Origin of the sequence: Halobacillus sp. A1 (assembly GCF_024189295.1) — a bacterium.
In the GTDB taxonomy this organism is placed as follows: Bacteria; Bacillota; Bacilli; order Bacillales; family Halobacillaceae; genus Halobacillus_A.
The window spans coordinates 91,684-106,039 of the sequence record NZ_JAIZEN010000013.1 but is presented as its reverse complement, the minus strand read 5'-3'; the positions used below and the strand labels follow the sequence as shown (position 1 = coordinate 106,039).

Sequence of the window (14,356 nt, the reverse complement as noted above, 5' to 3'; positions counted from 1 at the left end):
TCGGTCTAACATCGAATCCCTCACTTTTATGTAGTTCTTTCATTATACAAGAAAACACGCATCCTTTCTTTGATTTTCAAAGAAAGGATGCGTGTTTAGTTTTATCATGGACTTTTTCAGTGGCCTCTCAAAATGAGGCTGCTTTTTTATGCACCGACAATATGTACAAATTAACACTAAAGGGTTTGTGCATACCTTACATTTACCTCCCTCACCTTCTAAGCTAAACTGCTAATATACAGAAAATACTGAATATTATCTGGAGGTGGTTCTTTTGGCTCAATTAGTCCTGGATCGAGTAGAAAAGATTTATGACAAAAAATTCAAAGCTGTAAAAGATTTCAATTTACATATTGGAGATGAAGAATTTGTAGTGTTTGTCGGTCCTTCTGGATGCGGGAAATCTACAACACTACGCATGATTGCAGGCCTTGAAGTTATTTCAGGAGGGAACTTCTTAATTGACGACATCCGTATGAATGACATTCCACCTAAGGATCGCGACATCGCTATGGTTTTTCAAAATTATGCCCTCTATCCTCATATCAACGTATATAAAAATTTAGAATTCAGTTTAAAAGTAAAGAAAATGGATAAAAAAGAAATTGACCGACGAATCCAGGAAGCTGCTAAAATCCTTGGTTTAGAGGCCCTGCTTGACCGTAAACCAAAAGCTCTATCCGGTGGTCAAAAACAGCGTGTAGCGTTAGGTAGAGCCATCGTACGTGATGCTAAAGTATTTTTAATGGATGAACCTTTGTCTAACCTTGTAGCAAAATTAAGAGCTCAGATGAGAACAGAAATACAAAAGCTGCACCAACGTCTTAAAACAACAACTATCTATGTAACACATGACCAAACTGAAGCAATGACAATGGCTACCCGACTAGTCGTAATGAAAGATGGTTTCATTCAGCAAGTCGGAGCACCTAAAGAAGTATATGATATGCCGGAGAACGTATTCGTCGGCGGCTTTATAGGCTCTCCTGCTATGAATTTTTTTCATGGACGGATTGAAGAAGGTTATTTTAAAATGGAAAAAACCAAACTATCTATTCCGAAAGATAAGCTCCAAGCATTGGAAAAACAAAATTTAATCGGAAAAAATATCATCCTGGGTATTAGACCTGAAGATTTCCAGGATACAGTTCTAAATAATCAGCCGCACAACAAAATAAGCGTGAACGTTGAAGTAGCGGAGTTGATGGGATCCGAAACATATGTAAATGCAAGTATGGGCGGTCAGGAATTCGTAGCTCGCGTAAAGTCTAGAGATGACATTCATGCAGGAGGCCGGCTTTCCTTAGGTTTAGATTTGGGGAAGGCTCACTTTTTTGATGCCATAACCGAACAAAGAATCAAGTTAGAATAAAAATCACTTATAACTTCGAGAAATATAAAAAGAGAAAGGGCGCACCCTTTCTCTTCTTTCAATTTATTTATTTTTGTTGTCCACCGAACTGTTGTTCAGCCATTTGTACTAGACGTTTAGTGATTTCTCCACCTACAGAACCGTTAGCACGGGAAGTAGAATCAGCACCAAGCTGTACTCCGAATTCTTGAGCGATTTCGTATTTCATTTGATCTAAAGCTTGTTGTACTCCAGGTACAACTAGATTGTTTGAACTGTTGTTAGCCATGTTGTCTCACCTCCTGTGTGTGATAGTAGTATGAGCACTGCCTTTAATTTTTATCACAAATTTTAATTGGTAATAAACGGTATTTTTTAAGGCTTGAGAACATGGCTAAATAAAATCAATCAAGAATTCGGTTTTGTCATAGCTTTAGGGTCTACGTACTGTTCAAATTGTTCTTCTGACAGCAAGTCTAATTCAACAGCAGTCTCTTTAAGTGTTTGATTTTTTTCAAAAGCAGTCTTAGCGATTTTTGCTGCATTTTCATAACCGATGTGTGGATTCAACGCCGTCACAAGCATTAATGAATCCCGTAAGTATTTTTCAATTTGTTCATGATCAGGTTCCAATCCAGTTACACATCTTTCATCGAATGAAACAATGCTGTCAGCGAGAAGCTGGGAGGACTGAAGGAAATTGTAAGCGATGACCGGTTTGAAAACGTTCAATTCGAAATTTCCTTGACTAGCGGCAAATCCAATGGTGGCATCATTCCCCATAACTTGGGCAGCTACCATAGTGATAGCTTCGCTTTGTGTCGGATTTACTTTTCCCGGCATGATGGAACTGCCTGGTTCGTTTGCCGGAATAGTGATTTCGCCAATTCCGCATCTAGGGCCACTAGCCAACCAGCGCACATCATTGGCAATTTTCATAACATCAGCAGCTAAAGCTTTGACCGCTCCATGAGTGTGAACAAGTTCATCATGGGACGTTAAAGCGTGAAACTTGTTAGGTGCTGAAACGAACGTATTGGACGTTTCTTTATTGATATGGTCGACGACTTTATTGGAAAAATCGACATGAGCGTTTAAGCCTGTGCCTACAGCTGTACCGCCAATGGCCAATTCTTTTACATACTTTGTACTTTCAATGAGCATATTTTCTGTTTTCTCTAGCATACGGTGCCAGCCGCTGATTTCCTGCCCTAATGTCAACGGAGTCGCGTCCTGAAGGTGGGTCCTACCGATTTTCACAATGTCTTGAAACGCTTCCATTTTTTCTTTTAGTGTTTGTTTGAATTGAGAAACGGCCGGAAGCAATACTTCTTCCACTTTACGGACTGCAGCAACATGCATAGCTGTAGGGTACGTATCATTCGAGCTTTGGGATTTATTGACGTCATCATTGGGATGCAGCTTCAAATCGCTGTTCTCCTCAGCCAGCCACTTATTACCTACATAAGCGATGACTTCGTTAACATTCATATTTGACTGGGTGCCGCTGCCGGTCTGCCATACCACTAATGGGAAATGTTCTTCCAGGTCCCCGCTTATGATAAGATCAGCCGCATAACCAATAGCCTCTGCTTTTTTCTCTTCTAATAATCCTAATTCAAAATTAGCTATGGCCGCACTTTTTTTCAAAATCGCAAAGCCTTCAATAACTTCTGTCGGCATTTTCTCTTGGCCAATCGGGAAATTCTCTTTACTGCGCTGTGTTTGGGCTGCCCAATATTTATCGTTTGGGACTTTAATTTCACCTAATGTGTCTTTTTCAATTCGATAATCCATGAAGATCCTCCCTTTTTGAACTAAGATTCCAACTATAATTGTATCAATTTTCTAACAAACAATCATTAACAACCCATTCGATTATGTCGAAATTTAAATAATCAGAGTATTTACATTATTCTAACTTTAGTGTATTATAAATTTAACAATAAGAAAGGAGGCAGAAACAGAAAGTCCTACATATTTTCCACTAAGGAGGGTTGGAGAGCTTAAGCTGTTTTTGCTTGATCTTTTCAAATGGGTAATGGTTTAGAAAAAGAGCCTGGGTAGGCTCTTTTTTGTGTAGTAAACTATAGATGGAGGTGAAATCATTATGCCAAATATTTGGACACACATTTTATTTGCAGAAGATCTTTGTTTAAAATTAGAAAGAGAGGATCTTTTGGCTACTTCAGAACGTTCTCTATATTTAGGAGCTCAAGGTCCAGATCCATTCTTCTATTATAATTTTTGGCCGAAAGCAAGCGATCACGGTGTCCCCGAGGCAGGTATGCAATTACATACAATGAATTGCGGTGATTTCTTAATTGAAATGATTGAGCGGGGAAAGTCTCGAAAACATAATTCTCAAGCTTATATCCTTGGTTTCGTCAGTCATCATATGTTAGATAGGATCACTCACCCTTATATCCATTATAAATCAGGGTATGAAGGGAATAAACATCAAGCATTGGAGGTTGCTATTGATACAATTATGATGGAAAAGCACCGCCGGCTCATCACTTGGCTGACACCGGTTCACCCCCATATCAACTTGTCGGATCAAACAGTTGAGGAAATAGAATCATGGCTGAAACCCTGTATCGAGAACCATTACGACCTTGATGTGCCTTCTTCTTTCATCAAAAAATCTTTCAAAGATATAGTAAAGGCCCAACGAGTCTTATTCGATCCATATGGCTATAAAAATAAACTGCTTGGCTCTGCAGTTTCTTCTTTTTCTCACCGTCCTATAATTGATGACAAGGATTACTTGAACATGGAACAGCTTATGTGGAGACATTCCGCAACCAATGAAGTGAGAAGAGCTTCATTTGAGCAGCTGTATGCCCAGGCATTAGAAGAAGCTTACGCCCTTTATAAAGAAATCCTTCTTTATTGGAGTGAAGATTCACACGCTCGTCTAGAAACAATTAAGAGCATGGTTCAAAATATATCCTACGATACAGGTTTGCCTTTATCTTTAAAAGCAGTTAATAAATATGCTTCTCCGATAGTGTAACAAGCAGGCCTTCCTGCTTGTTTTATGTTTTTATGACAGGTTCGAGTTCCGGGTTCGTCTGCGCTTCCGCTTCTTCTTTTCCTTTATCTATGTCTACAAATCTCAATAAAACGATGCCGGCAATAAAAAATACGATAAGAGATAATATTCCTAAGCGGCTAGAGCCAGTCAACTGGCCGACTAATGCAAAAGCAAATGGTCCGAAAATAGCTGAAAACTTAGCAGAAATGCCGTAAAACCCAAAAAATTCACCATGCCGGTCTCCAGGCACCATTTTTCCAAAAATCGAACGGCTTAAGGATTGTGCCCCTCCCTGCACGAGACCGACACATATAGCAAGTATATAAAAATGAAGAGCGGACGTCATAAAGTAACCAAGTCCTACAATTGCTAAGTATATATACAGAGAGAAAGTCAGAGCCTTTTTGGCTGAAATTTTGCCAGCCAAAAATCCAAAAAAGAAAGTACAGGGTATACCTACAAATTGAGTAATCAATAGGGCAATGATGAGGGAGTTACTGTCTATCCCTATATCCCTGCCATAAATGGTAGCCATTTTTATAATGGTGGAAATGCCGTCATTATAAAGCCAAAAGGCGATTAAGAATAATAATAGCTGCTTAAATTTCTTTATCTCCTTAAATGTATGAGTTACCCGGCTGAACCCTATGTTGACAAAGGACTTCGTTCTTTTGGAAGTATGTTTTTTTTCTTCCACGATATTTTTAAAAAGCGGAATGGAAAAAATAAACCACCATACCCCTACGGAAATAAAAGCCAGCCGGGTGCCAGCAAAGGTGTCAGGAAGTCCGAACCATTCGTATTTCATGATCATAAGTAAGTTGATCGCTAACAAAATGCCTCCACCCAAGTAACCGAACGCAAACCCCCACGAAGAAACCTTATCCATATTGTTTTCTTCCGACACTTCAGGCAAAAAAGCATCGTAGAAAGCATTGCCTCCAGAAAAACCTATCGTTCCGACAATCAATAAAATGGAAGCTAGAAGATACCCGCCTTCACCCACAAACGCGAGCATTACACTTGCGATCATCCCCATAAAAGCAAAGAACATCAGGAATTTCTTTTTAGCTGCAGAATAATCACTGATCGCCCCAAGGATTGGTGCTAGAAGAGCGACGATTAAAACGGCAATAGATTGGGAATATCCCCAGTAGCTCGCCGCTAAAGATTCATCTAATCCTTTGGCTGCTACATCATAATAAAATATAGGCAGAACTGCCGCCATGATGGTCGTTGCAAAAGCTGAATTTCCGACATCATACAAGACCCAGCTCAACACAGGTTTCTTTTTCATAAGGCTCTCCCCATCTCCTAATTGTTTTATAATCAGCTTAGCAAAAGATACGTGTAAATAGAGAAAATATTTATATTATAAGGAGTTTTTTTTATGAAGATTGCAGTATTCGGTGCAACCGGGCGTGTTGGTTCTAACGTAGTTCAGCTTGCTTTACAAGCAGGCTGGGAAATAAAGGCACTCGTTAGAGATCTACCAAAAGCTGAATCCTTGATTCCCGGTGCTCATTTAATTGAGGGTGACGCAACTATCAGCGAAGATGTAGAAAAAACAATTCAAGGGTGTGATCTCGTCTTCAGTGCGTTGAGTACGGACAAAACGGATACATTATCCAGGGCCATTCCCCTTATTATAGAACATACGATCAGCCATAGAATCGACAGAATCATTACCGTGGGGACCGCAGGTATTTTGAACAGCAGGCTTGAAAAAGGGAAATATAGATATCAATCCAAGGAGTCGAAACGACGATCTACTTTCGCTGCTGAGGAACATCAGAAGGTTTATCAAAGTCTGGCTAAAAGTAACCTGGACTGGGTGATCCTATGCCCTACCTACTTACCAGATGGTGAGAACGAAGGAGAGGTGCGTTACGAGGAAAATTTCCTGCCGGAAGGGGGAACCCGTATAACGGTGAAAGATACCGCCCTTTTTGCTTTTAAAGAAATTAAGGAAAATGAATTCCATTATACAAGAGTAGGTTTAAGTTATTGACCAACTAAAAACAAAGCATTAGAGTTATTCATTTTTATGACACGAATGTTATAGAGCTATCCCTAGAGATTTGGCGGGAGAATAGGTGTTTGGAAATCACTCATATTCAATCCGATCGAGCAAATTGAAAAAAGTGCCCAATGACAGAGGAGTATCATCATAGTTTGCTTGTAACCATGGAAAAGCAGTTTCGTTCCTGAAACGACGAAATCCGTCTTCAAGTAAAATAAGCGAATGTGAACCCTGCTATTTAATTAAGACTAGGAGAGAAAAAAGGCCGGCTATAAAAGTCCGCTTCTTAGACTTTTATAGCCGGCCACATGTATTATTCGGGGTAGAAACCAAAAAATTCTTCTAAAGTTCCCCCACTCTCGTGTACTTCTGCTGATAAATCTTTACCGATGTACCTTAAATGCCATGGTTCATATTCATAACCTGTTATATCAGAAGTGCCTTCAAGGTACCGAATAACAAAACCGTATTCGTGGGCGTGGTCTGCCAGCCATTGTCCTTCTTCAGTATCAATAAAACTCTGGTCCAATCTAAATTCCATCTCAGGGGACGTTACATCCATTGCAAGCCCCGTCTGATGTTCACTCGTACCAGGTCTGGCAGAAAACTTGTCGGCTTCCTCTTGACCTCTGTCCGCCACATTGTTTTCATAGATCGTTTTTTGTCTTTCATAAGAACGGTATCCAGAGGTGGCGTATAAATCTAATCCCTGGTCATCCGCCGCATTAAAAAGCTGTTCCAGGGCATCAGCAGCCTCTGGCTGCATATACTTTTTCGGATGATCATCATCAAATGGAAAACGAACGTCTGGCACAACTAATTCATCCGGTTCATAGCCTTCTGGAAGTTTGCGGTTTTTATTGACTACCACCTCTTTAATATCCGGTTCCTGGATAACAGTAAGTCCATCTTCATCTTCTCGTTCATCCAAATTCTCTGCGAAAGCATTCGCATATTCACTTTCATTCTTCAATTCTCCTTCCTCATTTGACGACGCTTCATCCTCCCCATTTTCTTCTGCCTCGTCATTTGTTTCAGGAGTTTGCTCTTCCTGTGGAGCTTCTGGTTCATTTGTAGTGTCCATTACTGAACAAGCAGTCAATAAAAAGCTTAAAGATATTAAAATAACTGTTAATTTTCTTCGCATGATTAAGTACCTTCCTAATTGTAAAATAGTCCTTATAACTATAACATTATATAAATCTTTCTGTACAAAATAAACAGTTATGTTAAACGTGGGAATGACATGCTTTTCCATCTACACACACGCCTCTAAAAATAGAGAGCAAAATCATTCTTCCATACTACGCATCTTATGAGAAACGGCAAATCAAGAAGGAGTTTTAACCGGTTCATAAAAAAAATGCCGCTCACAATGAGCGGCATTTTGTACATCTATTTCAAAGTGTAGTATTTATAATTTTGACTTAATCTTTCAAACTCTTCACGATCGTTGTTATCAATCGCTAAATTTATCTTTTCGTCCAATCTTTCTTTATTGAACTGAAAACATAGTTGGTCTAGAAGCAGTTTCGAGGCTAGCTTAATTCCAAAGGACAATTCTCTTTTGGCAGTGATTTCACGATTTCTGAATCCAGGATCACGACGTAGCACATATATTAGCTTTTGCTTTCTCATGAGAATACCCCCTATTGCTTTTTTTCATTATGAAGCATTTTGAAGCATAACGCAATAATATTCTGAATATTTAGTTATATAATTCCCAGGAAAGGTCGAATATAAACCTCTGTAGAGCCATTTACGCTCATTTATTTTTTTTAGAACATATTGTTTTGCATACCCCGCTCAATTTTTTGTTTGCAATCTATGTAAAGTTAACGTTTTTCTCATCCATCTTACCTGCTGACAATCACCGAAACCATTCTTTCCTATAAGGAACATCTATAAAAAACTCATAATGATTGAAAAGAGACAAAAAAGATCCCTGGATACGGGATCTTAGATTTAAGTATTAGCCATTTACGATTTTTTGGGCCACTTCCAATGTTCTGTTCACCTGATGACGTACAGCTCCTTCAACGTCCTCTTTCATGTTTCCTTCCCCATCCACCGTCACACTAGTGCCGTATGGGTTCCCGCCTGCAGAAAAAATTGAATTATCTGAGTATCCAGGAGAAGCGACAATTGCACCCCAGTGAAACATTGTCGTGTACAAATTCAGAAGTGTGGCTTCTTGGCCACCATGCGGGTTTTGTGCTGAAGTCATGCCGCTGACAACCTTATTCACAAGTTTGCCTTGCGCCCAAAGACCGCCTGCTTGATCAAGAAATTGTTTAGTTTGAGCCGGAAGCGTTCCAAACCTGGTAGGCGAACTGAAAATAAATGCATCTGCCCAGTCGAGGTCTTCCACTGTAGCTAAAGCCACTTTATCTTTCGTTGCCAAGTAGTGTTCTTTCCATGCCGGATTCTGTTCAATCGCTTCCATTGGTGCCAATTCAGGAACGCGTACTAATTTAACTTCAGCACCTGCGTTCTTTGCAGCATCTTCTGCCCATTGAGCCATCTTGTAGTTCGTTCCGGTAGAACTGTAATAAATGATCGCTAATTTTACATCAGCCATGCATAAATCTCTCCTTTAGTTGGTGTTATGAATCGTTCCGGCTTATTGTAACCTCGTCTTTATTCATAATACACGATACATATACCCATTCTTTTTTTATTCAAAACTAAGAATCTCGAGATTGAGATTATGTTGTGCTGTGAACTCCATTATTAATGTCAAGGGGAGGACTTACTGTTAAGAAGCGACACTAGGAAATAATTTATTATTGTGCACTTTCTCCTTAGGGATATTCTTTTAAATAATCCTCCCCCTTATATTTCATCTTACGGAGGGTAAATATATAATTATGAAGCCCTTCCCTGGAATACGTAAGGAGTTGAGCCAACGCAAATAACCTTACCATCTCCAAGGGATGTGAATCAGGGTAGTTTTTTTTCTCTAGACCCAAATACATAGGGTTTGGTAAGCTTAACCATGCTTTAAAGTTAGAGAGCGGAGGAAAGAAGTATGGGAGAATATGAAAATTTAAAAAGAGGAGAGCGCGGAGCATGGGTCAGTATTATTGCATACCTGATTCTTGCAGTGACAAAATTGTTCGTTGCTTCAATCGGTAATTCTGAAGCTTTACGTGCGGACGGTTTAAATAATACGACAGATATTGTCGCCTCTGTGGCTGTTCTCATCGGCTTGAAAATTTCCAGAAAGCCTCCAGATGAAGATCATCATTACGGGCACTTCAAGGCTGAGACGATCGCCTCATTAATCGCTGCTTTTATTATGGTCACCATAGGATTAGAAGTAATCTTCGGTACGTTCCAGGACATTATTAATCAAGAAGTTTCTGAGCCTTCACTTTTAACAGCATGGACCGCCCTGACTGGAGCTGCAATTATGTTCGGGGTTTATAAATATAATATTAACCTCTCCAGTAAAGTAAATAGCAACGCCCTCTATGCAGCCGCTCAAGATAATAAATCTGACGCGCTTGTAAGTGTCGGTGCGGCGATAGGAATCTTTGGGGCTCAGCTCGGTATTTACTGGCTCGATCCTTTAGCCGGTTTGATTGTGGGAATTATAATTTGTAAAACAGCATGGGATATTTTTTATGACGCGAGTCACAGGTTGACTGATGGGTTCGATGAACAAGAAATTGAATCGATCCGTAAATTAATCGAAGCCCACCCAGACGTATGGGCTGTAAAAGATGTAAAAGGCAGACTGCAAGGAAACCAGACCCTTGTAGATGCGACAATACACATAAACCCAAGTCTTACTATCGAACAAGGCCATGTGATTACTGATGAAGTAGAAAAGATATTAGAAGAAGAGCTGCACATTTATCATGCTCATATCCATATAGAACCTTATGATAATAAAAATGAATAAAATTTCTGCTCACTAAAAAAGCCGTCAACCAGGAAAGGTTGACAGCTTTTTTTACAATGAAGGGATCATAATCTGTCTAACAAATCATTAATATCATTCCACCCGTATGCCGTTTCTTCATAAGTACCCGACCCGATTGTAACTTCCTCTGCTTCTACCGGTTTGGCTCCTAATACTTTATAAAAATTAGCAGACGGGTTCCTAGTCAACACCCATACAAGCAAAGACTGATAACCAGCGGCTTTCATGGCCTGTGCAAATGAATTGAGAAGCCAGCTTCCGTATCCGATTCTCTGGTACTCATCCAATAAATAAATGGCATAAATTTCCCCATCATAGGTATAATTCTTCGTCCGTTCCTTCCCACCGGAAACAAATCCCACTACTTCCCCTTTATTATTCTCAATCACAAAGGCAACTTGCCCGTTAATAGGAGATTTTAACACAGTTTCCCACAAAGCCATTCTATTCTCTAACGTGATATTACTCATATCTTGCTCGTCTATTAAATCTTTATATGTAGATTTCCAGCTTTTAATGTGGATATTTGCAATTTGTTCAGCATCCTCCAGCTGAGCGGCTCTCACGTGTGCCATTATTATCTTCCCCTTTTTCCCCTAGGTCATGATTATATTTTATCAGAAAAAAGGGTATCGCGCTTGTGATACCCTTTGATAAAAGCACTTTAATAAGGTTAACAACTGAAGCTGGCAATACGATTCGTATCGATTCCAAAGTAATCCCAGCGACGGCGATTAGGTCGCCATCGATAGCCTGCGACTGAAGTCCTACCTATGAAAACAGGGAAGAACCAAAAGCGTTGACCATTGTTCAAACGAATCCACGTATAACGGTACAGGCAGCCATAAAGAGATCCAGGGTCTACTGCGAAAAGTTCCGCTCCCTGAGCTGAAGCAGGAGGAGAACTAGGTGGCGGAGGCAGCTGATCCGCTGAAAAAGGCGGGGCTTGAGGTGATCCACCGCCAGGCTGACCTGGGAAGCCGCCTGGCCCCCCTTGACCGGGACCATACCCCGGAAAGCCGCCCGGCGGGCCCCCTTGACCGGGACCATACCCTGGGAAGCCGCCAGGGCCACCCTGACCAGGTCCAAATCCGGGCAATCCACCCGGTCCGCCTGGGCCGAACCCAGGAAATCCATTTTGTCTGTGCATAACGATCCATCCCCTTCGTGAAGTCTCAATATACGTTATGCCAGGACTGGGCGGGCGTGCTAAAAAGTCATTAAAAATACGGAGGCTATCGCACCCATGATGACTATTATGATGTTCAAGTTCAGCCATGCAAGCAAAATGCCGACCATACCTGCAATGACACCGATTTGGGGAGCTTCAGGCTTAACGGTCAAGATCCCCGGAAAGATCAATGCTCCGAGTGCTGCATAAGGAATGGCATTCAACCAACGATCCACCCATTTAGGGAAATGAACATAGTCCACAATGAAAGCCGGCAGTATTCTTGGTACCGCAGTCACAACCGCCATACCGATAATTGCCCAAATAATCATATATCTTCCCCCTCATCGTCTAAAATCCAAACACCACTAAGGCCGCCTAAAAGAGTACCGGCTACTATTGACCACCCTTCGCTCATCCCCCAAGCTTGACAGATAAAATTGACTGTCATCGCAATAAGGGCAATAAAGACAATTCGATGATGCTTTTTTACAGAAGGGATAAGAAGTCCAATAAACATAGCATAAAGTGCAACGCCCATGCTTTCGCTCAGTCTGGAAGGGATAACGTCCCCTAATGCCCCTCCAACGAACGAACCTCCGACCCACGAAAGATAAGCAGTTAGTATTAAAGAAGCGTAGAAATAGGCGCCGTACTTTTGTTTTGCTTCTTTTTTATGTAAAGAAGACATCGTGAATGTCTCGTCTGTTAACCCTAGTGACATAGGCAGCTTAGCCCGAAGTGTGATTTCCCTTAAACGATTCATGAATGACAAGCTCATGACAAAGTGCCTGAAATTCAGTACAAACGCAGCAATTATGATTTCAATGGCTCCAGTCCCTGCTGCGATCATACTGACTGCTAAAAATTGAGCAGCACCAGCAAACACTAAAACACTCATTAGAGTAAGCTCTGAAATCGACATCCCTGATTGTCCGGCTAAGACACCATATGTCAAAGCCACAGGCAAATAGCCAAGTACAATCGGGACACCAGCAGCGGCGCCACGTCTGGCCATGTGTAATCTACTTTCAGATTTCAAAATATGTATGGATTGAGTATTGTTCAAAAGACGTTACTCCTCTCTTTCAAATCTAGATTAATTTCACTTGTAAAAGTAAGCTATGTTAAACGAGTTATAGAGTTAATAATGATAACAAAGACTTCAAGATAAGGGAGTTTTCATACTAATATTTAACATTCAATTAAGGTTGATAATAAATTGACATTCATCATACCGTGTTTTAATATTACACCTGTCTCTTCACCACATAAAAGCGTTCAAGTGAAAAATTGGAATTCCTGCTAATCGGAAGTTTCATGCTCGTAAATTATAACATGGGCCACATCAAGGCACACCGTTTTGCTTCGTCTATGGTTTTACAATTGGCGAAATTCAATATATGTAAAAGGGGTACTCATATGTTTCATCTTAAACCAAAGCAGCTGCCAGGGTTTCTTGAATCCACAGCTATCATAATTCTTATCATGACGATCATCGGATATTTCATCATAGATTTGGAAAGTGTACCTCACATTCCTCTTCTGCTCAGTATATTTATTATGATCACCTATGGCTTGTTCAAAAAAATGTCATTTCCTAATTTGCAGAATGGAATGGTTCAGGGAGCTCAAACTGGGTTAGGGGCTGTACTGCTATTCTTTTTGATTGGTATTTTAATATCGAGCTGGATGGCTAGTGGAACGATCCCGGTTCTTATGAATACTGCTTTCGCACTAACAGGCGGGCCCTGGTTTTATGCCATTGCCTTCGCAATAACAGCTATTATAGGTGTAGCTCTCGGCAGTTCGTTTACTACTGCAGCAACCGTAGGTGTGGCTATAATTGGAGCGGCACAATCTACTGACTTTTCGCTTGCAATAACCGCAGGAGCTGTTGTTTCAGGTGCATTCTTTGGAGATAAGATGTCCCCATTATCGGACACAACCAATTTAGCCTCAACAGTTGTACACGTTGATTTATTCGATCACATTAAGAACATGGCATGGACCACAGTCCCCGCTTTTATCATTAGTTTCGTATTATTTGCTATTCTTTCACCTGCAGCACGAATGGGCGGTGGTGAATTGTCCTCCGTGCAAGATGGCCTGCAAACTACCGGCCTTTTGCATTGGAGTTCATGGATTCCTTTTGCACTACTAGTATTGTTGACGATAAGTAAACAATCTGCTTTCCTCTCATTAGCGGTTACCAGTGTTACAGCTACTCTGATTGCAGGAGTAAGAGGGACGATGCCTTGGAGTGAGTTATGGAATACTTGGTTTGGGGGTTACATTCACGAAACGGGTAATGAAGTAGTAAACGAGTTACTGACGCAAGGCGGAATGAACAATATGTTATTTACGATCGCTCTCGTTCTCTTAGCATTATCTTTAGGCGGGCTATTTTTTGTAACAGGAGTCATTCCCTCCATCTTAGAAAAAGTTCAGCATTCCCTGAATTCAGCAAAGTCCGTTACACTATCGACAGCTTTGACTGCGATTGGAATTAATATTGCAATCGGGGAGCAGTACCTCTCTATTTTGTTAACAGGAGAAGCTTATCAGGAGCTTTATGAAAAAGTGAAATTAGCGAGGAAAAACCTGTCCCGAACATTAGAAGATGCTGGTACAGTAATCAACCCGCTTGTTCCATGGAGTGTATGCGGTGTTTTCCTCTCAGACGTATTGAGTGTCCCTGTATTAGTCTACCTTCCATTCGCCTTTTTCTGTCTGCTTTCTCCATTGCTGACCATTTTATATGGCATCACCGGAAAAACGCTGACTCCATCTTCTAAATAAAAGGAACTGATAAATTTCCAAGTTGATATTCATTAGAC

Annotated in this window: 15 protein-coding genes; 5 read left to right on the top strand and 10 right to left on the bottom strand. The window is 40.7% G+C overall.

The window, feature by feature from the left end:
- The first annotated feature begins 274 nt into the window (after positions 1–274).
- Complete coding sequence (locus tag LF817_RS14145) at positions 275–1,372, top strand: ABC transporter ATP-binding protein (protein WP_253936449.1); 1,098 nt, start codon at positions 275–277, stop codon at positions 1,370–1,372.
- 67 nt (positions 1,373–1,439) lie between these two features.
- Here LF817_RS14145 and LF817_RS14140 read toward each other — a convergent pair whose 3' ends face one another.
- Positions 1,440–1,640, bottom strand: a complete 201-nt coding sequence (locus LF817_RS14140) for an alpha/beta-type small acid-soluble spore protein (protein WP_253936448.1) — start codon at positions 1,638–1,640, stop codon at positions 1,440–1,442.
- A gap of 119 nt (positions 1,641–1,759) precedes the next feature.
- Positions 1,760–3,148, bottom strand: a complete 1,389-nt coding sequence (gene fumC / locus LF817_RS14135) for a class II fumarate hydratase (protein ID WP_253936447.1) — start codon at positions 3,146–3,148, stop codon at positions 1,760–1,762.
- 313 nt (positions 3,149–3,461) lie between these two features.
- Here fumC and LF817_RS14130 point away from each other — a divergent pair, with 313 nt between their 5' ends.
- Entirely contained in the window at positions 3,462–4,370 is a 909-nt protein-coding gene (locus LF817_RS14130) for a zinc dependent phospholipase C family protein (RefSeq protein ID WP_253936446.1), read from the top strand.
- A 22-nt stretch (positions 4,371–4,392) separates the two neighbouring features.
- Here LF817_RS14130 and LF817_RS14125 read toward each other — a convergent pair whose 3' ends face one another.
- Positions 4,393–5,688 carry an MFS transporter gene (locus tag LF817_RS14125; RefSeq protein WP_253936445.1) on the bottom strand — a complete coding sequence of 432 codons (1,296 nt, stop codon included), beginning with the start codon at positions 5,686–5,688 and terminating at the stop codon, positions 4,393–4,395.
- Between the two features lie 93 nt (positions 5,689–5,781).
- Between LF817_RS14125 and LF817_RS14120 the strand changes: the two genes are divergently transcribed.
- Entirely contained in the window at positions 5,782–6,402 is a 621-nt protein-coding gene (locus LF817_RS14120; protein WP_253936444.1) for an NAD(P)-dependent oxidoreductase, read from the top strand.
- A gap of 325 nt (positions 6,403–6,727) precedes the next feature.
- Here LF817_RS14120 and LF817_RS14115 read toward each other — a convergent pair whose 3' ends face one another.
- The 3 genes from LF817_RS14115 to wrbA form a co-directional block, all read right to left on the bottom strand.
- Positions 6,728–7,561, bottom strand: coding sequence for a M15 family metallopeptidase (locus LF817_RS14115; RefSeq protein WP_253936443.1), 834 nt, complete (start codon positions 7,559–7,561; stop codon positions 6,728–6,730).
- 248 nt (positions 7,562–7,809) lie between these two features.
- A complete protein-coding gene (locus LF817_RS14110; protein WP_253936442.1) occupies positions 7,810–8,052 on the bottom strand; it encodes an IDEAL domain-containing protein in 243 nt (80 codons plus the stop codon).
- A gap of 334 nt (positions 8,053–8,386) precedes the next feature.
- On the bottom strand, positions 8,387–8,995 hold the full coding sequence (gene wrbA / locus LF817_RS14105) for an NAD(P)H:quinone oxidoreductase (RefSeq protein ID WP_253936441.1): 609 nt from the start codon (positions 8,993–8,995) through the stop codon (positions 8,387–8,389).
- Between the two features lie 450 nt (positions 8,996–9,445).
- On the opposite strand from wrbA, the gene LF817_RS14100 reads away from it, so the two are divergent.
- Complete coding sequence (locus LF817_RS14100; protein WP_253936440.1) at positions 9,446–10,324, top strand: cation diffusion facilitator family transporter; 879 nt, start codon at positions 9,446–9,448, stop codon at positions 10,322–10,324.
- 65 nt (positions 10,325–10,389) lie between these two features.
- Here LF817_RS14100 and LF817_RS14095 read toward each other — a convergent pair whose 3' ends face one another.
- The 4 genes from LF817_RS14095 to LF817_RS14080 form a co-directional block, all read right to left on the bottom strand.
- Positions 10,390–10,920 (bottom strand): GNAT family N-acetyltransferase, encoded by a 531-nt coding sequence (locus LF817_RS14095; protein ID WP_253936439.1) that lies wholly within the window; start codon positions 10,918–10,920, stop codon positions 10,390–10,392.
- Positions 10,921–11,018: 98 nt separating this feature from the next.
- Positions 11,019–11,495 carry a hypothetical protein gene (locus LF817_RS14090; protein ID WP_253936438.1) on the bottom strand — a complete coding sequence of 159 codons (477 nt, stop codon included), beginning with the start codon at positions 11,493–11,495 and terminating at the stop codon, positions 11,019–11,021.
- 59 nt (positions 11,496–11,554) lie between these two features.
- Positions 11,555–11,848 (bottom strand): AzlD domain-containing protein, encoded by a 294-nt coding sequence (locus LF817_RS14085; RefSeq protein ID WP_253936437.1) that lies wholly within the window; start codon positions 11,846–11,848, stop codon positions 11,555–11,557.
- Positions 11,845–12,534 (bottom strand): AzlC family ABC transporter permease, encoded by a 690-nt coding sequence (locus tag LF817_RS14080; protein WP_253936457.1) that lies wholly within the window; start codon positions 12,532–12,534, stop codon positions 11,845–11,847. The genes LF817_RS14085 and LF817_RS14080 overlap by 4 nt, the downstream gene beginning before the upstream one ends.
- A gap of 404 nt (positions 12,535–12,938) precedes the next feature.
- Here LF817_RS14080 and nhaC point away from each other — a divergent pair, with 404 nt between their 5' ends.
- Complete coding sequence (gene nhaC, locus LF817_RS14075; RefSeq protein WP_253936436.1) at positions 12,939–14,318, top strand: Na+/H+ antiporter NhaC; 1,380 nt, start codon at positions 12,939–12,941, stop codon at positions 14,316–14,318.
- Positions 14,319–14,356: the final 38 nt, after the last annotated feature.